The sequence below is a fragment of the Streptomyces sp. NPDC041191 genome (assembly GCF_055591945.1).
Map to the genome: position 1 here is coordinate 99,748 of NZ_JBVIZC010000008.1, position 20,248 is coordinate 119,995.

Sequence of the window (20,248 nt, forward strand, 5' to 3'; positions counted from 1 at the left end):
CCCCGGACTCTCTCACGGGGCACCCCGTCGGGGCGGGGAATGACGCGCGCCCTCCCGTCGTAGCGGTTCTTTGAGCGAACGAAGGGGCGAAGAGTTGAGTCGAGCCGACTCATGTCTGTTGACTCGACGCCGGGTGTGGTGCATCCTTGAGTCCGTACCACTCAAGTCAGGCAGCTGGAGGAATCGAAATGGCACGTGCGGTCGGCATCGACCTGGGCACGACTAACTCCGTCGTCAGCGTTCTGGAAGGCGGCGAGCCCACCGTCATCACCAACGCCGAGGGCGCCAGGACCACGCCGTCCGTCGTCGCCTTCGCGAAGAACGGCGAGGTGCTCGTCGGCGAGGTCGCCAAGCGCCAGGCGGTCACCAACGTCGACAGGACCATCCGGTCGGTCAAGCGCCACATGGGCACCGACTGGAAGATCGAGATCGACGGCAAGAACTTCAACCCGCAGCAGATGAGCGCCTTCATCCTGCAGAAGCTGAAGCGCGACGCCGAGGCGTACCTGGGCGAGAAGGTCGTCGACGCGGTCATCACCGTTCCGGCCTACTTCAACGACTCCGAGCGCCAGGCCACCAAGGAGGCCGGTGAGATCGCGGGCCTCAACGTCCTGCGCATCGTCAACGAGCCGACCGCGGCCGCCCTGGCCTACGGCCTCGACAAGGACGACCAGACGATCCTCGTCTTCGACCTCGGTGGCGGCACCTTCGACGTGTCCCTCCTGGAGATCGGCGACGGCGTCGTCGAGGTGAAGGCCACCAACGGTGACAACCACCTCGGTGGCGACGACTGGGACCAGCGCGTCGTCGACTACCTGGTGACGCAGTTCCAGAACGGCCACGGCGTGGACCTGTCCAAGGACAAGATGGCGCTCCAGCGCCTGCGCGAGGCGGCCGAGAAGGCCAAGATCGAGCTCTCGTCCTCGACCGAGACCACGATCAACCTGCCCTACATCACGGCCTCCGCCGAGGGCCCGCTCCACCTGGACGAGAAGCTCACGCGCGCCCAGTTCCAGCAGCTCACCCAGGACCTCCTGGAGCGCTGCAAGGTGCCGTTCCACAACGTCATCAAGGACGCGGGCATCCAGCTCTCCGAGATCGACCACGTCGTCCTCGTCGGCGGCTCGACCCGCATGCCGGCCGTCGCCGAGCTGGTCAAGGAGCTGACCGGCGGCCGCGAGGCCAACAAGGGCGTGAACCCGGACGAGGTCGTCGCCATCGGCGCCGCCCTCCAGGCCGGTGTTCTCAAGGGCGAGGTCAAGGACGTCCTGCTCCTCGACGTCACCCCGCTGTCCCTCGGCATCGAGACCAAGGGCGGCATCATGACCAAGCTCATCGAGCGCAACACCACGATCCCGACCAAGCGGTCCGAGATCTTCACGACGGCCGAGGACAACCAGCCGTCCGTGCAGATCCAGGTCTACCAGGGCGAGCGCGAGATCGCGGCGTACAACAAGAAGCTCGGGATGTTCGAGCTGACCGGTCTGCCGCCGGCGCCGCGCGGCGTCCCGCAGATCGAGGTCGCCTTCGACATCGACGCCAACGGCATCATGCACGTGACCGCGAAGGACCTGGGCACGGGCAAGGAGCAGAAGATGACCGTCACCGGCGGCTCCTCGCTGCCGAAGGACGAGGTCGACCGGATGCGCCAGGAGGCCGAGCAGTACGCGGAGGAGGACCACCGCCGCCGCGAGGCCGCCGAGTCCCGCAACCAGGGCGAGCAGCTCGTCTACCAGACCGAGAAGTTCCTCAAGGACAACGAGGACAAGGTCCCCGGTGACGTCAAGACCGAGGTCGAGGGCGCTCTCGCCGAGCTGAAGGAGAAGCTCAAGGGCGAGGACACCGCCGAGATCCGCACCGCCACCGAGAAGGTCGCGGCCGTCTCGCAGAAGCTCGGCCAGGCGCTGTACGCCGACGCGCAGGGCGCGCAGGCCGCCGGCGGCGACGCCGGTGCCGGCCAGGCCAAGGCGGACGACGACGTCGTCGACGCCGAGATCGTCGACGACGAGCCCAAGAAGGGTGGCCAGGCGTGACCGAGGAGACCCCGGGCTTCGAGGAGAAGCCCGACGTCCCCTCCGGCGCCACCCCTGACGACGCCGCCGAGGCCGTCGAGAACTCCGCCCAGGAGGACGCGACGGCCCCGGCCGGGGACGCAAGCAGCCAGAAGCCGGCCGGTGACGCGGGCCTCGTGGCCCAGCTGGACCAGACCCGTTCCGCGCTCGACGAGCGCACCGCGGACCTCCAGCGGCTCCAGGCCGAGTACCAGAACTACCGCCGCCGCGTGGAGCGGGACCGGGTCGCGGTCAAGGAGGTCGCCGTCGCGAACCTCCTGTCCGAGCTCCTTCCCGTGCTCGACGACGTCGGCCGGGCCCGGGACCACGGCGAACTCGTGGGCGGGTTCAAGTCGGTGGCCGAATCGCTGGAGACCGTCGTCGCCAAGATGGGCCTGCAGCAGTTCGGCAAGGAGGGCGAGCCCTTCGACCCGACGATCCACGAGGCCCTGATGCACTCGTACGCGCCGGACGTCACCGAGACGACCTGCGTGGCGATCCTGCAGCCCGGGTACCGGATCGGCGAGCGGACCATCAGGCCCGCCCGCGTGGCCGTCGCCGAGCCCCAGCCGGGCGCGGCCCCGGCCAAGGACGAGAAGAAGTCGGCCGACGAGGAGAGCGGTGCCCCCGAGGAGGGGTGACGCAACGATCGTCCGGAAGGAGGGACGTCGATGAGCACGAAGGACTTCGTCGAGAAGGACTACTACAAGGTTCTCGGCGTCCCCAAGGACGCCACCGAGGCCGAGATCAAGAAGGCGTACCGGAAGCTCGCCCGCGAGAACCACCCGGACGCCAACAAGGGCGACACCAGGGCCGAGGAGCGCTTCAAGGAGATCTCCGAGGCGAACGACGTCCTCGGTGACCCCAAGCGGCGCAAGGAGTACGACGAGGCCCGCGCGCTCTTCGGGAACGGCGGCCTCAGGGCCGGCGGTCCCGGGGGCGGCTCGTTCAACTTCGACCTGGGCGACCTCTTCGGAGGCGCCCAGGGCGGGCCCGGCGGGTTCGGCGGTGGCGGCATCGGGGACGTGTTCGGCGGACTGTTCAACCGGGGCGGGGGCGGCGCGCGCACCCAGCCGCGGCGCGGCCAGGACATCGAGTCCGAGGTGACGCTCAGCTTCACCGAGGCCGTCGAGGGCGCGACCGTACCGCTGCGGATGTCCAGCCAGCAGCCGTGCGCGGCCTGTTCGGGCACCGGCGACAAGAACGGCACGCCCCGGGTGTGCCCGACCTGCGTCGGCACCGGGCAGGTGTCGCGCGGCAGCGGCGGCGGCTTCTCCCTCACCGACCCCTGCGTGGACTGCAAGGGGCGCGGCCTCATCGCCGAGGACCCCTGCGAGGTCTGCAAGGGCAGCGGCCGGGCCAAGTCCTCCCGCACCATGCAGGTCCGCATCCCGGCGGGCGTCTCCGACGGGCAGCGGATCAGGCTGCGCGGCAAGGGGACGCCGGGCGAGCGCGGCGGGCCCAACGGCGACCTGTACGTCGTCGTGCACGCCGACCCCCACCCGGTCTTCGGCCGCAAGGACGACAACCTCACCGTCACGGTGCCGGTCTCCTTCACGGAGGCGGCGCTCGGCGGCGAGATCAGGGTGCCGACCCTCGGCGGCCCCGCGGTCACGCTCAAGCTGCCCGCGGGCACGCCGAACGGCCGGACCATGCGCGCCCGGGGCAAGGGCGCGGTCCGCAAGGACGGTACGCGCGGCGACCTCCTCGTCACGGTCGAGGTCGCCGTGCCGAAGGAACTGGACGAGAAGGCACGCGAGGCCCTGGAGACCTACCGCGAGGCGACCGCCTCCGAGGACCCGCGGGCCGAGCTGTTCCAGGCCGCGAAGGGAGCGTGACCCGGTGGAAGGGCGCCGACGCAATCCGTACGAACTGACCGACGAGTCGCCGGTGTACGTCATCTCGGTGGCGGCCCAGCTCTCCGGTCTGCATCCCCAGACCCTCCGTCAGTACGACCGGCTCGGCCTGGTCTCCCCGGACCGCACGGCCGGCCGGGGGCGGCGCTACTCGGCCCGTGACATCGAACTGCTCCGCCAGGTGCAGCAGTTGTCGCAGGACGAGGGGATCAACCTGGCCGGGATCAAGCGCATCATCGAGCTGGAGAACCAGGTCGCGGCGCTCCAGAGCCGGGTCGCCGAGCTGTCGGCGGCGCTCGACGGCGCGGCGGCGGCGATGCGGCAGCGCGAGGCCCAGGTGCACGCCTCGTACCGGCGCGACCTCGTGCCGTACCAGGACGTGCAGCAGGCGAGCGCGCTGGTGGTCTGGCGCCCCAAGCGCGGCGAGTAGTCCCCGCGGTACGCGTGAGGCCCCCTCCACGACGGTGGAGGGGGCCTCACGCGCGTCCGGGTCAGGGGATCAGTTCGGAGACGATCTCGCCGACCGTCTCGAACCAGGGCGCGGCCCCCGTGCCGAACGCGGCGGCCAGGGCGGTGCCGAGGGCGATGTCGAGGGGGGTCGCGCCGGGCTCCCACGCGTCGACGACCCGGCCGTCGCCCGAGGAGGTCAGGGTGCCGGTCCGCCGCCCGTCCCGGAGGAACCGGCTGTCCCGGTGGCCGCAGGGGACCAGCCGGTGGCGGACGCCGCCGGTCCGTACGTCCACCCGGTAGGAGCGCCGCAGCAGCCGCCCCCGGGCGGGCCGGATCACGGCGGGCTCCCCGTCCACCGTCAGGGTCAGCAGGGCCGCGCTGCGGGTCCCTATCGGGGTGTGGGCGTCGGGCCGGGTCCCGGGGGTCCGTACGAGTTCCACGGTGGGCAGCCCGTGTCCGGAGACCCGCAGGGTGCCGGCGGGGCCGTCGAGTTCGGTGTGCGCGTACACGGCGGTCAGCCCTCCCGTTCGAGGAGGCCGGACTGGGCGATGAGGTAGCCGAGCTGGGCCCGGCTCCCGCTGCCGAGGGCGGTGGCGAGCTTGGCGATGTGGGCCCGGCAGGTGCGCACGTTCATCCCGAGCCGGCGGGCGATGGCCTCGTCCACGTGGCCCTCGACGAGGAGCTTGGCGATGGAGCGCTGGACGCCGCCGATGCCGTCCACGGACGGGCTGTAGGGGATCTCCTCCTCCCAGGGCACGCCGTGCAGCCAGAACTGGTCGAAGACGCCGACGAGGTACTGCACGAGCCCTTCGTGGCGCAGCTCCAGGGCGACCTGGCGGTCGCTGCGCGCCGGGACGAAGGCGACCTTGCGGTCGACGATGATCAGGCGGTCGATGATCTCCTCGAGGGTGCGGACCTCCAGGCCGTGGGGGCTGATGCGCTCCACGTACCCCATGGTCGCGGAGTGGTGGCGGGCGGTGTGCTGGTAGAGGGTCCGCATCCGTATGCCGCGCTCCACGAGCGGTTCCACGCGGCGCAGTCCCGCCTGGACGACCTCGGGTTTGCGTCCGCTGCCGGGCTGGATGGTGAGGAGTTCCTCGGCGCACTCGTTGATGACCCGGTCGAGGGTCGCGTTGATGAGGCTGAGGCCTTCGAGGACGGTGATGACCTGGGTGGCGGCCGGGTCGGGGGCGTGGATCGTCATGAACGGCTCGAACGTGTCGGCCAGGGATATGGCCTCCTGGCGCCGTCGCTGTATCTCCTGCTCGATGGGGTGGATCAGCTTGTTGAGCGCGATGGAGGGCGGGACGGGCCGCAGCCACTGGCTCTCGTCCGGGTCCGGGTGCAGCAGGGCGAGGTCGACCAGGCAGGGCGCCCGTTCGGCGTCCGTCCGGGAGACGCGGCCCGCTCTCAGCGCGGCGGCATAGAGGAGCTTTCCCGCGTCGCACAGCTCTTCCGGGCCGTGTTCGCTGCCCTTTTCGCAGCGTTTGGGCTCCATTTGCGCCCCCCTCAGGGTCCTGAATTACAGGAACATGATGCCTGGCGCTTCTGGTGGAAGGGTTCGGAGTGAGCCATCGTCTTATCTGCGGGGGAGGTAATGATCAAAAGAGGTGGAGATCGGCCATGACCAGGATGGTTCGTGCACTTGGCGGCATAGCTTTCGCGGCCGCGGCTACTCTCGGAATCTTCGCCGTGGGGGAGCCGACGTGGGACACGCCGCCCGCGGGCACCGTCGTCGCTCTTCCGGGTGAGCCCACCTGGGACGTCGCGCCAGCCGGGGGCTCGGAGCCGACGTGGGACGTCGTCGCCGCCGGTTACCCGGAGCCGACGTGGGACGCCCCGCCGGCCAGGGGTTCCGAGCCGACGTGGGACGTCGTCGCCGCCGGTTACCCGGAGCCGACGTGGGACGCCCCGCCGGCCAGGGGCACCGAGCCGACCTGGGACTCCGTCCGGGCGGGTGCGGAAGCGTGACCGTCCCACCGGACGACCGCAGGTTCCGCCGGGAGATGGCGTCGGCCTACCGCTCCGGCTGGCACTTCGTCGATCTCGCCACGGCCATCCCCCACCGCGGCGACTCGCTGAGGATCACCCTGTTCGGGGAGCCGGTCGTGGTCGCGCGGGAGCAGGACGAGGACGTCCGCGCGTACCGGTGCCTGCGCCGCCCGCGCGGCGCGCCGCAGCCCATCCGCTGTGCCGTCCGGTACGGCATGATCTTCGTCAACCTCGACCAGCGGGACCACCAGCTGATCGAACCCGAGACCATCACCGCCACCCCCCGCAGTGCCTGAGCGATCCCCCCGTCGTCATAGGTCGCCCAGGCACTTCCCCCACACAGCGGCGCCATCGCGGACCTGAAACGCGATGGCGCCGCTGTGCTGCGCGCGCCCGCCGGGGCGCCCTCCCGTTCGCGCGGCCCCGGCCCGGACGTCCGCCGCGGCCGGGGTCGTCCCCGCCCCGCGTCCCGCCTCCGCGTCCCGTCCCCGCGTCCCGTCCCCGCGTCCCGTCCCCGCGTCCCGCCTCCGCGCCCCGTCCCGCCGGATCAGGCGCGGCCCATCGCGCGGGTGAGGGCGATCTCCAGGACGACCCGGTCCGGGTTCGGGGACGGCGTGCGCCCGTACCGCTCGGCGTAGCGGGCGACGGCGTCCGCCACCACCTCCGGCTCCGTGCGGACGCGGGCGACGCCCTCCAGGGTGGCCCAGCGCTTCCGGTCGACCTGGCAGACCGCGACCCGCGCGCCCTCCGCGCCCGCCGCCAGGACGTGGGCGACCTTCCGGCTGTTCCTGTTGGTGATCACGCGCGCGTACCCGTTCTCGGGGTCGTACGTGACGCCGACCGCCACCACGTGCGGCGTGCCGTCCGGGCGGGGGGTGGTCAGGGTGCACAGGTGGCGCTCGCGCCAGAAGGCGAGGTACGCGTCGGTGGGGTTCCTGGGGTCCGTTGCCATGGCAGGAAACTACCCGGGCGGAATTGCCTCCTCCGACTTGAGCGAGCCAGGCTCAAGTTTGTGTACTCTGTAAGGGTCATGGAAGTCGTGGATCCGTCACGGAGACCACGGAGGGGCCCGCACGCCGAGGAGGAGCACCGCACATGGACGCCGAACTGACCAACAGGAGCCGGGACGCGCTCAACGCGGCCGGCGGCCGTGCCGTGTCCGAGGGGCACTCGGACCTGACCCCGGCCCACCTGCTGCTCGCCCTCCTCGCCGGCCGGGACAACGAGAACATCACCGACCTGCTCGCCGCCGTCGACGCCGACCAGGCGGCCGTGCGCTCGGGCGCCGAGCGGCTGCTCGCCGCCCGGCCGAGCGTCACCGGCTCCACGGTCGCGCCCCCGCAGCCCGACCGCGAACTGCTCGCGGTCGTCGCGGACGCCACGCGGCGGGCCGGGGAACTCGGAGACGAGTACGTCTCCACCGAACACCTGCTCATCGGCATCGCCGCCAGGGGCGGCCGGGCCGGTGAGCTCCTCGCAGAACAGGGCGCGAGCGCCGAGAAGCTGCTCGCCGCCTTCGAGACGAACAGGGGAGGACGCCGGGTGACCACACCCGACCCGGAAGGGCAGTACAAGGCGCTGGAGAAGTTCGGCACGGACTTCACCGCCGCCGCGCGCGAGGGCAGGCTGGACCCGGTCATCGGCCGCGACCACGAGATCCGGCGCGTGGTCCAGGTGCTCTCCCGCCGCACCAAGAACAACCCGGTCCTCATCGGGGAGCCCGGCGTCGGCAAGACCGCCGTCGTCGAGGGGCTCGCCCAGCGGATCGTGAAGGGCGACGTCCCCGAGTCCCTGAAGGACAAGCGGCTGGTCTCGCTCGACCTCGGCGCGATGGTCGCCGGCGCGAAGTACCGGGGCGAGTTCGAGGAGCGCCTGAAGACCGTCCTCTCCGAGATCAAGGAGAGCGACGGCCGGATCATCACCTTCATCGACGAGCTGCACACGGTCGTCGGCGCGGGCGCGGGCGGCGACTCCGCCATGGACGCGGGCAACATGCTCAAGCCGATGCTGGCCCGCGGCGAGCTGCGCATGGTCGGCGCGACCACCCTGGACGAGTACCGCGAGCGGATCGAGAAGGACCCCGCCCTGGAGCGCCGCTTCCAGCAGGTCCTGGTCGCCGAGCCCACGGTCGAGGACACCATCGCGATCCTGCGCGGGCTCAAGGGCCGCTACGAGGCCCACCACAAGGTGCAGATCAACGACTCCGCCCTGGTGGCCGCCGCGACCCTCTCCGACCGGTACATCACCTCCCGCTTCCTGCCCGACAAGGCCATCGACCTCGTCGACGAGGCGGCCTCCCGGCTCCGCATGGAGATCGACTCCTCCCCCGTCGAGATCGACGAGCTCCAGCGCTCTGTGGACCGGCTCCGCATGGAGGAGCTGGCCCTGAAGAACGAGACGGACGCGGCGAGCAGGCAGCGCCTGGAGAAGCTGCGCCGGGACCTCGCGGACCGCGAGGAGGAGCTGCGCGGCCTCACCGCCCGCTGGGAGAAGGAGAAGCAGTCCCTCAACCGGGTCGGCGAGCTGAAGGAGCGCCTGGACGAGGCCCGGGGCCGCGCCGAGCGCGCCCAGCGGGACGGCGACTTCGACACCGCCTCCAAGCTGCTGTACGGGGAGATCCCGGCCCTGGAGCGGGAGCTGGAGGAGGCGTCCGAGGCCGAGGCCCGCCAGGAGTCCGCGAAGGACACCATGGTCAAGGAGGAGGTCGGCCCCGACGACATCGCGGACGTGGTCGGCTCCTGGACCGGCATCCCCGCCGGCCGCCTCCTGGAGGGCGAGACGCAGAAGCTGCTCCGCATGGAGGACGAGCTGGGCAAGCGGCTCATCGGCCAGACCGAGGCCGTGCGGGCCGTCTCCGACGCCGTGCGCCGCACCCGCGCCGGGATCGCGGACCCCGACCGGCCCACCGGTTCCTTCCTCTTCCTCGGCCCGACCGGCGTCGGCAAGACCGAGCTGGCGAAGGCGCTCGCGGACTTCCTCTTCGACGACGAGCGGGCCATGATCCGCATCGACATGTCGGAGTACGGCGAGAAGCACTCCGTCGCCCGGCTCGTCGGCGCGCCCCCCGGCTACGTCGGCTACGAGGAGGGCGGCCAGCTCACGGAGGCGGTCCGCCGCCGCCCGTACAGCGTGGTCCTCCTGGACGAGGTGGAGAAGGCGCACCCGGAGGTCTTCGACATCCTGCTCCAGGTCCTGGACGACGGACGGCTCACCGACGGGCAGGGCCGGACGGTGGACTTCCGCAACACCATCCTGATCCTGACCTCGAACCTGGGCAGCCAGTACCTGGTCGAGCCGACGACCTCGGAGGAGGTCAAGAAGCAGCAGGTCATGGACGTGGTGCGGGCCAGCTTCAAGCCGGAGTTCCTCAACCGGCTGGACGACCTGGTGGTCTTCTCGGCCCTCGACCGGGCCGAGCTGGGCCGGATCGCCCGGCTCCAGGTCGACCGGCTCGCCGGACGGCTCGCGGAGCGGCGCCTCACCCTGGACGTCACCCCGGAGGCCCTGGAGTGGCTGGCCGAGGAGGGCAACGACCCCGCGTACGGCGCCCGGCCGCTGCGCCGCCTGATCCAGACGGCGATCGGCGACCGGCTCGCCAGGGAGATCCTGGCGGGCGAGATCCGGGACGGCGACACGGTCCGGGTGGACCGCTCCGGGGACGGCCTGGCCGTGGGCCCGGCCCGCTGACCCCGCCGGGTCAGGTGTCGAACACCTCGACGCGTACGAGGGCGGTCTCCCCGTCTTCGTACGCGATCCGGACGTGGACGTACAGCTCCTGGCCGTACGCCACGTCCACGCACACGTCCCGCTCGCAGGAGGGCGCGGGCTTCCCGGCCGGGTAGGTCGCGGCCAGCCAGGCCCCGGCCGCGGCCCGCCCCGTACGGAATTCGGCCACGGCCCGCGTGTTCTGCCAGTGGGCCGCCGTGCACCGGGCGTCCCGGGCGTCCGCCGGGAGCCTCCCCCGGGCGAAGCTCATCACTTCGGAGCAGTCGGCCGGCTCCGGCTTCCCGATGTCGTCCCAGGCCATGGCGCCCCACACCAGCAGGGCCAGCGGCCCGCCGCAGACCACCGTCGCCAGCGCCGACGCCCCGATCCAGATCCACCGGCGCCGCTTCGCCGGCTTCCGTCCCGCCCCCGTGTCGTCCCCCATGGGCACCGGATCCTGTCAGCTCGCAGCGGATCGCGGTAGGCGGGGGTTGCCACGGACCGCCCGGGATGGGGGAGGATGGCGGGCATCCGTACGAAGGGAAATACACGGTGAGCATCGACCCGTCCTCGATTCCGAATTTCGGGGGTCAGCCCCAGCCTCAGGCCGCAGGACCGGCGGGCCCCGTCGTCCCCGACCAGGACCTCGTCAAGCAGCTCCTCGACCAGATGGAACTGAAGTACGTCGTCGACGACGAGGGCGACCTCGCGGCTCCGTGGGAGGAGTTCCGCACCTACTTCATGTTCCGCGGCGAGGACGAGCAGCAGGTCTTCTCGGTCCGGACGTTCTACGACCGCCCCCACTCGGCCGACGACCGCGTGAAGATCCTCGACGCGATCGACGACTGGAACCGCCGCACCCTGTGGCCCAAGGTCTACACCCACCTGCACGAGGAGGAGGACGGTTCCGCCACCCTCCGCCTCATCGGTGAGGCCCAGATGCTGATCGGCACCGGCGTCGCCCTGGAGCACTTCGTGTCCTCCACGGTGAGCTGGGTCCGCGCCTCCATCGAGTTCGACAAGTGGATCGTGGAGCAGTTCGGCCTGGAGACTCCGGAGGACAAGGCCGGGGACGACGAGGCCTGAGCCTCCCCCACGCGCACACGGAAGAGCCCGGTCCTCCGCTTCGGCGGGGCCGGGCTCCTTCGCGTTCCGGTACGGCCGGACGGCGCTTCCCGGGCGCGGGTTCAGCCCGCCAGGCGCCGCAGCCGGCCGACGGCCTCGTGGAGGACGTCGTCCCGCTCGCAGAGGGCGAAGGCATGCGGCTCAAGGTCCTCGATCACTGGAAATCAGACTGTGGTCTGAGTACAGTCCGAGTATGAGCATTGCGCAGCTGGGAGCTGAGCCGGAGTCCGTCTCCTTCACCGACCTGTCCCGGAACCCGAAAGCCGTGGCCGCCCGGGCCGCTGCCCTTGGCTGCCTCCGCGTCACCCATCGGGACGCGCCAGACATGGTGCTGACCACGGCGATACACGCTGAGCGCACGGAGGAGAATCTGACGACCGCGTCGCGGCTCTTCCTCGCGCTGATGAAGCACGACGACGGGGCCCGATCACTGCTGCTCGCGCTGCCGGAGGTCTTCCCCTGGGTGCGGCATCTGGACGACGAGGAGATGCGCGCGTTCACGGTGGAGTTGCTCGAAGCGCTTTCCGACGCCGCCGAACTCGGGGCCAGGGAGGCCGTGCACCGCACGCTTGTGTCCTGGAGGGCGACAGCCCGCGTCAATGCCGATCCGGCGCAGCTCAAGGAAGCGCTACGCCCCCTTGACGGCGACGACCTGGGTCCGGTCGAGGTGCGCGGGTGAGCCCGAAGAAGGGCGATCGGGTCAGCGTTCCGCCCTTGAGTGGATGGAACGTGGTCTTCGGGACGACCGAGGCCGTGACGGGCTGGGAAGAGCTGTGCCGAGCCGCGCTGCCGAACGCACACCGCTGCCTGGAGGCGTTGCGCACCGACCCGCTGTCGCGTGACAACTGGAATCGTCAGCATCACCTTCGGGGAAGGCACGCGACCAAGGAGTGGAAGGGTTCCGCCCTGGAACAGTGGGAGTACGAGATCACCAGCGGTGGCCGGGTGCGATACCTGGTCAGCCCGGAGACCTCGACTGTCATCCTCGTCCATGCCTCGACCAGGCATCCCAAGGACACCGAGTAATTCGTCGTTCGGTACACGGCCCGGCTTCCCTGGCGAGCGGATGCCGGGCCCTCCGTCCGCAGGAGCCGTCCGGCTCGCTTTCAGGGAGCGAGCCGCTGGAGGCGGGCCACCGCCTCATCCAGAACATCCTTCCGCTTGCAGAAGGTGAAGCGGACCTGGCTGCGGCCGGTGGCGGGGTCGTCGTAGAAGACGGAGTTGGGGATGGCGACGACGCCGCAGCGTTCGGGGAGGGAGCGGCAGAAGGCGTGGGCGTCCTCCTCCCCGAGCGGGGTGATGTCGGTGGTGATGAAGTACGTGCCCCGGGGCACGTAGACCTCGAACCCGGCCGCCCGCAGGCCGTCGCCGAGCAGGTCGCGCCTGCGCCGCAGGTCGGCGCGGAAGCCGTCGAAGTACGCGTTCGGCAGCCGCAGCGCCTCGGCGATCGCGTACTGGAAGGGGCCCGCGCTCACGTACGTCAGGTACTGCTTGGCGGTGCGGACGGCGGCGATCAGCGGGGCGTCCGCGACGGCCCAGCCGACCTTCCAGCCGGTGAACGAGAACGTCTTGCCGGACGACGAGAGGGTGACCGTGCGCTCCCGCATGCCGGGGAACGTCGCGAGCGGCACGTGCTCGGCGCCGTCGAAGACCAGGTGCTCGTAGACCTCGTCCGTGACCACGAGCAGGTCCCGCTCGACCGCCAGTTCCGCGACGGCGGCCAGCTCGGCCCGGGTGAGGACGGTGCCGGTGGGGTTGTGCGGGGTGTTGAGCAGGATCAGCCGGGTCCGGTCGGTGACGGCGGCCCGCAGCTCGTCCAGGTCGAGGACGTAGGAGCCCTCGTGGGGGCGGAGGGTGACGGGAACGCGGGTGCCGCCGGCCATCGCGACGCAGGCCGCGTACGAGTCGTAGTACGGCTCCAGGGCGATGACCTCGTCGCCCGGCTCGACCAGGGCGAGCAGCGCCGCCGCGATGCCCTCGGTGGCGCCCGCCGTGACCAGGACCTCCGTGTCGGGGTCGTACTCCAGTCCGTACCGCCTCCGCTGGTGGTCCGCGATCGCCGTCCGCAGCTCGGGGACGCCCGGACCGGGCGGGTACTGGTTGCCCCGGCCGTCCCGCAGGGCGCGCACCGCCGCCTCCCGGATCTCCTCCGGGCCGTCGGTGTCGGGGAACCCCTGACCGAGGTTGATCGCCCCGGTCCTGGCGGCGAGCGCGGACATCTCGGCGAAGATCGTCGTGCCGAACCCGGCGAGACGGCGGTTGAGCGGCGGTCGTGTCATGTCCGTCATCCTGGGGCCAAGCTCTGGACTTGCTCAAGTGCGCTTTGGCGCCCCGGCGGCATGGGAATCTCCCTCGCACAGAAGAACGGGGGACACACACATGGGAATCGTCATCGGCATCGTCGTCGTGGGGGCCCTGGCCGTCATCGGCCTCGTCGCCACCGCGGAGAAGCGCCGCGAGGCCGCCGCCCGGCGCGCCGAGATCCGCCGCGCCCTCGCCGCCTACCGCACCGCGTCCGCCCGGGGGCCCGTCCGCCGGCGCGGGGGACGGCGCGGGAAGCGGAACCGCGGGAGCTGGGCCGACGGGGGCGGGGGCGCCGGCGGGAGCTGCGGCTCCGGCAGCTCCTGCGGGTCCGGGAATTCCTGCGGGTCCGGGAGTTCCAGCAGTTCCAGCAGCTCCTGTGGTTCCGGATGCGGGTCCGGCTGCGGCGGCAGTTGAGCACACGGGTGGGCCGGCCGGCGGGCGCGCGCAGGTCGATTCCGATTGAACAAGTGAACTGTGGGGACCCCGAAGGGGTTGGAAACCACGGCAAGTTGGGTAAAACCGCTGCGACTCTTCCGATGAGCGTGGTTCTCTCGCTCCTGACAGAGACAGCCCTCGGACCGTGTGTGGACCCGAGCCGGCGATTCCCCACCCCCGTTGAACCCTTCACCGGGGCGCCCCGGCCCACCCGCCAAACCGTGTTTGCGGAGCCGACCCATGCTCACCACCCTGAAAACCTCCTACACCGACACGCGCGCGGCCGACCTGGCCTGGGCCCTCGGGCGGGAACCACTGCCCTCGCTCGCCGTGCTCGACCTCGAACTCACCGGCGCGAAGATTCAGTTGAGGCTCCTGGGAGCCTCCCATCAGGTCCTCCTGGAGGAGGAGGGGCGCACCTGTTCGGAGACCGTGGCGTGCATGCCCGGCAGCAGCACCCCGCTCCCGCTCGGCGTCTCCAAGCGCGTCAACGGGTGGGAGTACGAGTTCGCCGCGCGCGTCGAGACGCTCTCCAGCGGCTCCTTCGCGGGCCGTGCCCAGGAGTTGCTCGCCCTCGTCGCCGATCATCCCCACGGGCTCGCGGGCACCTTCCCCGGTTCTCCGCACGCCTTCACCGCGATGCTGGCCCACCGCCACGAGGGCCAGGTGCGCTGGCGCACCTGGCACGCCTACCCGCAGGAGGGGCAGTTGGTGGTGACCAGGACCAGGGTCGGCGCGCGGATGCCGTCGGTCGTGTCCTGAGCGGGGGCGCCACCGGTCGCGCCGTGGGCGAGGCGCTGCCGGTCGTGTCCTGAGCGCAGGCGTCATCGGCGGTGTCCCGGAGCGGGGGCGCCGCCGGCCGCGTTCCGGGCGAGGCGCGGCCGTTCGCGTCCCGGCATCCGCGTACGCCGTTCTCCGGCGCGTATGCGTGGCGCACTCCGATGCGCCCCCCGATGCGCCCGGTGCACACGCGTGGGTGACAAGGTGCGTACGAGGTGTGACGTAGCGTTACGCGCATGATCGAGCCGACCACGACCATGCCGCCCGGGCGGGTGGGACGGCCGCCCACCCGCCCGCCCGCCCGGAGGCCCGCACGACCCCGTGGGACGGCGCGGTTCCCGGTCCTCGCGGTGGTCTTCGTCTGCGCGGCCTGCGGCCTGGTCTACGAACTCGAACTGGTGGCGCTCGCCTCCTATCTGATCGGCGACTCGGTCACCCAGGCGTCCGTCGTGCTCTCCGTGATGGTCTTCGCGATGGGAGTGGGTTCGCTCCTCGCCAAACGGCTGCGCTGCCGCGCCGCCGTCGGCTTCGGTCTGGTCGAGGCCGGGCTCGCGCTCGTCGGCGGCTGTTCGGCGATGGCGCTGTACGCGGCCTTCGCCTGGCTCGGCGAATCGCGGTACGTGGTCGTGGCGTTCTCGCTCGCCATCGGGGTGCTCATCGGCGCGGAGATCCCGCTCCTGATGTCGCTGATGCAGCGGACCGGGCGGCGGGCGGGACCGGGGGAGCCGGACGACGCCGCCGGGACGGTCGCCGACCTCTTCGCCGCCGACTACGTCGGCGCGCTGGCCGGCGGCCTCGCCTTCCCGTTCCTGCTGCTGCCCTGGCTCGGCCAGCTCACCGGCGCGCTCGTCACCGGAGCGGTGAACGCGGTCGCGGGCGGCGGCCTCGTCCTCCGGGTGTTCCGCCACGACCTGACCGCCCGCTCCCGGACCCTCCTCCTGGCCGTGAACCTGTGCGTCCTGGCCCTCCTCGCCACCGCGACCGTGCTCGTGGACGACTTCGAACAGGCCGCGCGCCGGGCCGTGTACGGGGACCACGTGCGGGTCGCCGTCCACACCGACGTCCAGGAGGTCGTGGTGACGGGGGGCCCGGAGGGCCCGCCCGACCTGTTCCTCGACGGCCGGCTCCGGGTGGCCGGCCAGGACGAGTACCGCTACCACGAGGCGCTCGTCCACCCCGCGATGAACGGCCCGCACGCGCGCGTGCTGATCGTCGGCGGCGGGGACGGGATGGCCGTCCGCGAGGTGCTGCGCCACTCCGGGGTCCGCTCCGTGACCGTCGTGGAGCTCGACCCCGGGGTCGTGCGCCTGGCCAGGACCGACCCGGCGCTCGCCCGGCTCAACGGGAGGGCGTTCCGGGATCCGCGCGTCCGGGTGGTCCACGCGGACGCCTTCCACTGGCTGCGCGGCGCCGCCGACCGGGCGCGGGAACGGTACGACGTGGTGGTCTCCGACCTGCCGGACCCGGGGATCACCCCCAGCACCAAGCTGTACTCGCAGGAGTTCTACGGACTCGTCACCCGGGTCCTCACCGGCTCCGGGCGGCTCTCCGTCCATGCCGGCTCGGTCACCGACCGCCCCCGCACCTACTGGACGGTCGACGCCACCCTGCGCGCCGCCGGCTTCGCCACCCGCCCGTACAGCGCGAGCGGCCGCGCCCCCGGTTTCGCCGCCGGCCCCGACCGCGCCGACCGGCGCAGCGGTACGGGCGGCCCCGGCGACTGGGGCTTCCTCCTGGCGGCCCCGGGCACCCGCCCGCCCGTCCTCGGCCTCGCCCCCGACGCGCCCCGGCCGCGTTCGCTCGACGCGGACGTCCTGGAGGCCGCCGCGCTCCGCGCCGAACGGACCCGGGGCGCCGGACAGCCGCCCTCGACCCTCGTCCATCCGCGCTACGGCGACTGAGCGGCCGGGGGCACGCGCGTCCCGGTGCGGGTCGAACGGGCGACGCGGCGCCCCGGTCTGAGTAGGCTCGGCTCCCATGGAGCATGAGGTGTTCGTCCCGGTCCCGGCCGAGGCCCTGCGCGCGGCGCTCACGGACCCGGCCCGCGTGGTGCGCTGCGTCCCCGGCTTCCAGCGGGACGCCGACGCGGAGGCGGACCCCCTCACGGGCCGCCTCCGGGTCAGGGTCGGCGGCAGCACCATCACCTACCGGGGCGCGCTGCGGATCGTCGAGCGGGACGGTGCCATCACCTACGAAGGCGAGGGCGTCGAGGTCCGGGGCAAGGGCGGGTCGGAGCTGTCGCTCACCGTCGTCCTCACCCCGGTGGCCGAGGGCACGAGCATGGGCTTCACGGGCGCCCTGTCGGCGACCGGTCGGCTCGCCGACACGACGGACGAGGTCCGGTCCGCGACGGGCGCCCGGCTCCTCGGCCGGTTCGTGGAGGCGGTGGCGGGGCTCGCGGGGGAGCCCGGCGAGGTCCTCCCGGAGGCGCGGGAGGAGACGGCCGCCCCGGACGGCGGCGCGGAGGAGCCCCCGGGTCCCGGCGCCGGGACCGGTGCCGCCGCCGACGGTGTGGACGACGGGGTGGAGGAGCCCGGTGTCCTCTTCGACGTGCCGGTGCCGCCCCCCGTCCCCGGCCCCCTTCCCGACGACGGGGACCTCGACGGCACGCCGCTCGCGTTCCCCGCCCCGCAGCCCGCCGCCGAGGCCGCCCACGCCCGTCGGACCATGATCGGGAGGAGCGCCGAGGAGGTCGACCACGCCCCGCCGCGCGGTCGGTACGCCCCCGTTCCCGCGCCCGAGGCGGCCGGTGCCGGTGCCACCCTGCGCTGGCTCGCGCCGGCGGCGGCCCTCGCGCTCGCCTCCGCCGTCGTCGTCGGCCGGGCCCTGCGGCGACGCCGCTGAAGCGACCGGCCGCGTTCCGCGCCTCGCGGGATTAGGGTCGGGGGGTGAGCATGCAGACACGACTGACGGCGGGCGACGCCGAGTTGACCATCAGCCCCGAGAACGGCTGCCGGATCGAGAGCCTGCGCATCGGCGGCACCGAGGTGCTGCGCCAGGGCGAGCGGTACGGGTGCTTCCCGATGGCGCCCTGGTGCGGGCGGACCGAGAACGGACGCTTCCGCAACGGCGCGACCGTCCACCGACTGCCGGTCGACGCGCCCCCGCACGCCATCCACGGCACCGTCCGCCACCGTGCCTGGAAGACCGTCCGGTCCTCCGCCACCGAGGCCGTCCTCGTCTGCGAACTCGGCGACCCGTGGCCGTACGGGGGCAGGGTCACCCAGGTCTTCGAGCTGGCCGAGGACTCCCTCACCCTGCGCTTCGGCGTCGAGGCGTACGACGACTCCTTCCCGGCCCAGGCCGGCTGGCACCCGTGGTTCCTGCGCAACCTCGGGCAGGGCGGCCAGGACGTGCGGCTCGACTTCGCACCCGCCTGGCAAGAGGAGCGCGGCGACAACCACCTCCCCACCGGCCGCCGGATCACCCCCCTCCCCGGCCCCTGGGACGACTGCTTCGGCATGCCCGGCGGCGTCGACGCCACCCTCACCTGGCCGGAGGAGCTGGAGCTGAGGGTCACCTCCCGCTCCGAGTGGGTCGTGGTCTACGACGAGCAGGCCGAGGCGGTCTGCGTCGAGCCGCAGTCCGGTCCCCCGAACGGCCTCAACACCCACCCGCGCCTGGTCACCCCGATCGACCCCCTGGAGATCGAGAGCACCTGGAGCTGGCGGCGCCCGTGAGCCGGCGTCCGCGCGCGGCGGCGCCCCGCCCGGGAGGAGCCGGCGGACGAGCGGCCCCTTAAGCTCGGGGCCATGACTGACGTACGCGCTGACCTGCTCCAGCAGATCAAGGACAAGGCCGTGGTGCACGGCAAGGTGACCCTCTCCTCGGGTCGGGAAGCCGACTACTACATCGACCTGCGCCGGATCACGCTGGACGGTCGCGCCGCGCCGCTGGTGGGTCAGGTCATGCTCGACCTCACGGCCGACCTGGACTTCGACTGCGTCGGCGGTCTGACGCTGGGCGCCGACCCGGTCGCCACCTCGATGCTGCACGCCTCCGCCGCGCGCGGACAGCGCCTGGACGCCTTCGTCGTGCGGAAGGCGCAGAAGGCGCACGGCATGCAGCGCCGCATCGAGGGGACGGACGTCAAGGGCCGTCGCTGCCTCGTCGTGGAGGACACCTCGACCACCGGCGGTTCGCCGCTGACCGCCGTCGAGGCCGTCCGCGAGGCGGGCGGCGAGGTCGTCGCCGTGGCCACGATCGTGGACCGGGGCGCCGCCGACGCCGTCGCGGAGGCGGGACTTCCGTACCTCACCGCCTACCGGCTCGCGGATCTCGGCCTGGCGTAACCGCCGCCACATCGTGACGCGGGCCGGCGGCCGGACCGGATTCGGCTCTGACCTGCTGCTTTGTCCTGGGGCGGGGTGTTTCACGTGAAACACCCCGCCCCTCGGCGTACCGGGCCCATGGGAGCCCGGGGAAGAGTCTGGAAGGATGGGGGTGACGATGACGTCGCCCCCAGGTCAGGGACAGCAACAGCACACACCCCGCACATCACAAGGAGCGGACGAATGCCCATCGCAACCCCCGAGGTCTACAACGAGATGCTCGACCGGGCGAAGGCAGGCAAGTTCGCCTACCCGGCCATCAACGTGACCTCGTCCCAGACCCTGCACGCCGCGCTGCGCGGTTTCGCGGAGGCCGAGAGCGACGGCATCATCCAGATCTCGACCGGCGGTGCCGAGTTCCTGGGCGGTCAGTACAACAAGGACATGGTCACGGGCGCCGTCGCCCTGGCCGAGTTCGCGCACATCGTCGCCGCGAAGTACGACATCACGGTCGCCCTGCACACCGACCACTGCCCGAAGGACAAGCTGGACGGCTACGTCCGCCCGCTGCTCGACATCTCCGCCGAGCGCGTCAAGGCCGGCGGCGACCCGCTGTTCCAGTCGCACATGTGGGACGGCTCCGCCGAGACCCTCGCGGACAACCTGGCCATCGGCCAGGAGCTGCTCGCGAAGGCCGCCGCCGCCAAGATCATCCTTGAGGTCGAGATCACCCCGACCGGTGGCGAGGAGGACGGCGTCAGCCACGAGATCAACGACGAGCTGTACACCACCGTGGACGACGCGATCCGCACCGCCGAGGCCCTGGGCCTGGGCGAGAAGGGCCGCTACCTGCTCGCCGCCTCCTTCGGCAACGTGCACGGCGTCTACAAGCCGGGCAACGTCGTGCTCCGTCCCGAGCTGCTCAAGGACCTCCAGGCCGGCGTGGCCGCGAAGTTCGGCAAGGCCGACCCGTTCGACTTCGTCTTCCACGGCGGTTCGGGCTCGACGGCCGAGGAGATCGCCACCGCCCTGGAGAACGGCGTCGTGAAGATGAACCTCGACACCGACACCCAGTACGCCTTCACCCGCCCGGTCGTGGACCACATGTTCCGCAACTACGACGGTGTCCTGAAGGTCGACGGCGAGGTGGGCAAGAAGTCCACCTACGACCCGCGCACCTGGGGCAAGCTGGCCGAGGCCGGCATGGCCGCCCGCGTGACCGAGGCGTGCGCCGCGCTGCGCTCGACCGGTACGAAGCTGAAGTAACGAAGCGATCGTG

General features: G+C 72.1%; 22 protein-coding genes. 17 read left to right on the forward strand and 5 right to left on the reverse strand.

The annotated features are described in order from the left end of the window. The first annotated feature begins 188 nt into the window (after positions 1–188). The 4 genes from dnaK to ACZ6AQ_RS17330 are packed head-to-tail and all read left to right on the forward strand — an operon-like array spanning position 189 to position 4,337. Positions 189–2,033 (forward strand): molecular chaperone DnaK, encoded by a 1,845-nt coding sequence (gene dnaK, locus ACZ6AQ_RS17315; protein WP_388691308.1) that lies wholly within the window; start codon positions 189–191, stop codon positions 2,031–2,033. Next, positions 2,030–2,692, forward strand: a complete 663-nt coding sequence (gene grpE, locus ACZ6AQ_RS17320) for a nucleotide exchange factor GrpE (protein WP_468760543.1) — start codon at positions 2,030–2,032, stop codon at positions 2,690–2,692. Before dnaK ends, grpE begins: the two co-directional genes overlap by 4 nt. Before the next feature lie 30 nt (positions 2,693–2,722). Then, the gene (gene dnaJ, locus ACZ6AQ_RS17325; protein ID WP_468760544.1) at positions 2,723–3,889 is read left to right on the forward strand and encodes a molecular chaperone DnaJ; all 1,167 of its coding nucleotides are present in this window, start codon (positions 2,723–2,725) and stop codon (positions 3,887–3,889) included. Positions 3,890–3,893: 4 nt separating this feature from the next. Continuing rightward, positions 3,894–4,337, forward strand: coding sequence for a heat shock protein transcriptional repressor HspR (locus tag ACZ6AQ_RS17330; RefSeq protein ID WP_388691299.1), 444 nt, complete (start codon positions 3,894–3,896; stop codon positions 4,335–4,337). A gap of 61 nt (positions 4,338–4,398) precedes the next feature. On the opposite strand, the gene ACZ6AQ_RS17335 is transcribed toward ACZ6AQ_RS17330, so the two are convergent. Further along, positions 4,399–4,866, reverse strand: coding sequence for a hypothetical protein (locus ACZ6AQ_RS17335; RefSeq protein ID WP_468760545.1), 468 nt, complete (start codon positions 4,864–4,866; stop codon positions 4,399–4,401). A 5-nt stretch (positions 4,867–4,871) separates the two neighbouring features. Next, positions 4,872–5,855, reverse strand: coding sequence for a helix-turn-helix transcriptional regulator (locus ACZ6AQ_RS17340; RefSeq protein WP_468760546.1), 984 nt, complete (start codon positions 5,853–5,855; stop codon positions 4,872–4,874). A 194-nt stretch (positions 5,856–6,049) separates the two neighbouring features. Here ACZ6AQ_RS17340 and ACZ6AQ_RS17345 point away from each other — a divergent pair, with 194 nt between their 5' ends. Then, the gene (locus tag ACZ6AQ_RS17345) at positions 6,050–6,328 is read left to right on the forward strand and encodes a hypothetical protein (RefSeq protein WP_468760547.1); all 279 of its coding nucleotides are present in this window, start codon (positions 6,050–6,052) and stop codon (positions 6,326–6,328) included. Next, positions 6,325–6,645, forward strand: coding sequence for a (2Fe-2S)-binding protein (locus tag ACZ6AQ_RS17350; RefSeq protein ID WP_388691288.1), 321 nt, complete (start codon positions 6,325–6,327; stop codon positions 6,643–6,645). Before ACZ6AQ_RS17345 ends, ACZ6AQ_RS17350 begins: the two co-directional genes overlap by 4 nt. Positions 6,646–6,896: 251 nt before the next feature. On the opposite strand, the gene ACZ6AQ_RS17355 is transcribed toward ACZ6AQ_RS17350, so the two are convergent. Next, positions 6,897–7,301, reverse strand: coding sequence for a pyridoxamine 5'-phosphate oxidase family protein (locus ACZ6AQ_RS17355; protein ID WP_468760548.1), 405 nt, complete (start codon positions 7,299–7,301; stop codon positions 6,897–6,899). 143 nt (positions 7,302–7,444) lie between these two features. Between ACZ6AQ_RS17355 and clpB the strand changes: the two genes are divergently transcribed. Continuing rightward, positions 7,445–10,036 carry an ATP-dependent chaperone ClpB gene (gene clpB, locus ACZ6AQ_RS17360; protein WP_468760549.1) on the forward strand — a complete coding sequence of 864 codons (2,592 nt, stop codon included), beginning with the start codon at positions 7,445–7,447 and terminating at the stop codon, positions 10,034–10,036. Between the two features lie 10 nt (positions 10,037–10,046). Here the strand turns inward: clpB and ACZ6AQ_RS17365 are convergent, their stop codons facing one another. Then, positions 10,047–10,499 (reverse strand): hypothetical protein, encoded by a 453-nt coding sequence (locus tag ACZ6AQ_RS17365; protein ID WP_468760550.1) that lies wholly within the window; start codon positions 10,497–10,499, stop codon positions 10,047–10,049. 107 nt (positions 10,500–10,606) lie between these two features. Here ACZ6AQ_RS17365 and ACZ6AQ_RS17370 point away from each other — a divergent pair, with 107 nt between their 5' ends. The 3 genes from ACZ6AQ_RS17370 to ACZ6AQ_RS17380 all read left to right on the forward strand — a co-directional run bounded on the left by ACZ6AQ_RS17370 (position 10,607) and on the right by ACZ6AQ_RS17380 (position 12,205). Further along, the gene (locus tag ACZ6AQ_RS17370; RefSeq protein ID WP_388691276.1) at positions 10,607–11,140 is read left to right on the forward strand and encodes a type III secretion system chaperone family protein; all 534 of its coding nucleotides are present in this window, start codon (positions 10,607–10,609) and stop codon (positions 11,138–11,140) included. Positions 11,141–11,372: 232 nt separating this feature from the next. Next, positions 11,373–11,858, forward strand: coding sequence for a prevent-host-death family protein (locus ACZ6AQ_RS17375; RefSeq protein WP_468760551.1), 486 nt, complete (start codon positions 11,373–11,375; stop codon positions 11,856–11,858). After that, positions 11,855–12,205, forward strand: coding sequence for a hypothetical protein (locus ACZ6AQ_RS17380; protein WP_468760552.1), 351 nt, complete (start codon positions 11,855–11,857; stop codon positions 12,203–12,205). The genes ACZ6AQ_RS17375 and ACZ6AQ_RS17380 overlap by 4 nt, the downstream gene beginning before the upstream one ends. A gap of 80 nt (positions 12,206–12,285) precedes the next feature. Here ACZ6AQ_RS17380 and ACZ6AQ_RS17385 read toward each other — a convergent pair whose 3' ends face one another. Next, positions 12,286–13,458 carry a pyridoxal phosphate-dependent aminotransferase gene (locus ACZ6AQ_RS17385; protein WP_468760553.1) on the reverse strand — a complete coding sequence of 391 codons (1,173 nt, stop codon included), beginning with the start codon at positions 13,456–13,458 and terminating at the stop codon, positions 12,286–12,288. A gap of 100 nt (positions 13,459–13,558) precedes the next feature. Here ACZ6AQ_RS17385 and ACZ6AQ_RS17390 point away from each other — a divergent pair, with 100 nt between their 5' ends. The 7 genes from ACZ6AQ_RS17390 to fbaA all read left to right on the forward strand — a co-directional run bounded on the left by ACZ6AQ_RS17390 (position 13,559) and on the right by fbaA (position 20,235). Next, on the forward strand, positions 13,559–13,897 hold the full coding sequence (locus ACZ6AQ_RS17390) for a hypothetical protein (RefSeq protein ID WP_468760554.1): 339 nt from the start codon (positions 13,559–13,561) through the stop codon (positions 13,895–13,897). A gap of 261 nt (positions 13,898–14,158) precedes the next feature. Then, positions 14,159–14,680 (forward strand): DUF2617 family protein, encoded by a 522-nt coding sequence (locus ACZ6AQ_RS17395; protein ID WP_467388857.1) that lies wholly within the window; start codon positions 14,159–14,161, stop codon positions 14,678–14,680. 275 nt (positions 14,681–14,955) lie between these two features. Next, complete coding sequence (locus ACZ6AQ_RS17400; protein WP_468760729.1) at positions 14,956–16,599, forward strand: polyamine aminopropyltransferase; 1,644 nt, start codon at positions 14,956–14,958, stop codon at positions 16,597–16,599. A gap of 76 nt (positions 16,600–16,675) precedes the next feature. Then, positions 16,676–17,542: an SRPBCC family protein gene (locus ACZ6AQ_RS17405; RefSeq protein ID WP_468760555.1), complete on the forward strand. Its 867-nt coding sequence runs from the start codon at positions 16,676–16,678 to the stop codon at positions 17,540–17,542. A 50-nt stretch (positions 17,543–17,592) separates the two neighbouring features. Then, a complete protein-coding gene (locus tag ACZ6AQ_RS17410) occupies positions 17,593–18,378 on the forward strand; it encodes an aldose epimerase family protein (protein ID WP_468760730.1) in 786 nt (261 codons plus the stop codon). A gap of 72 nt (positions 18,379–18,450) precedes the next feature. Continuing rightward, on the forward strand, positions 18,451–18,990 hold the full coding sequence (pyrE, locus tag ACZ6AQ_RS17415; protein WP_388691257.1) for an orotate phosphoribosyltransferase: 540 nt from the start codon (positions 18,451–18,453) through the stop codon (positions 18,988–18,990). Positions 18,991–19,212: 222 nt separating this feature from the next. Then, positions 19,213–20,235, forward strand: a complete 1,023-nt coding sequence (gene fbaA / locus ACZ6AQ_RS17420; RefSeq protein ID WP_468760556.1) for a class II fructose-bisphosphate aldolase — start codon at positions 19,213–19,215, stop codon at positions 20,233–20,235. The last annotated feature ends 13 nt before the right edge of the window (positions 20,236–20,248 follow it).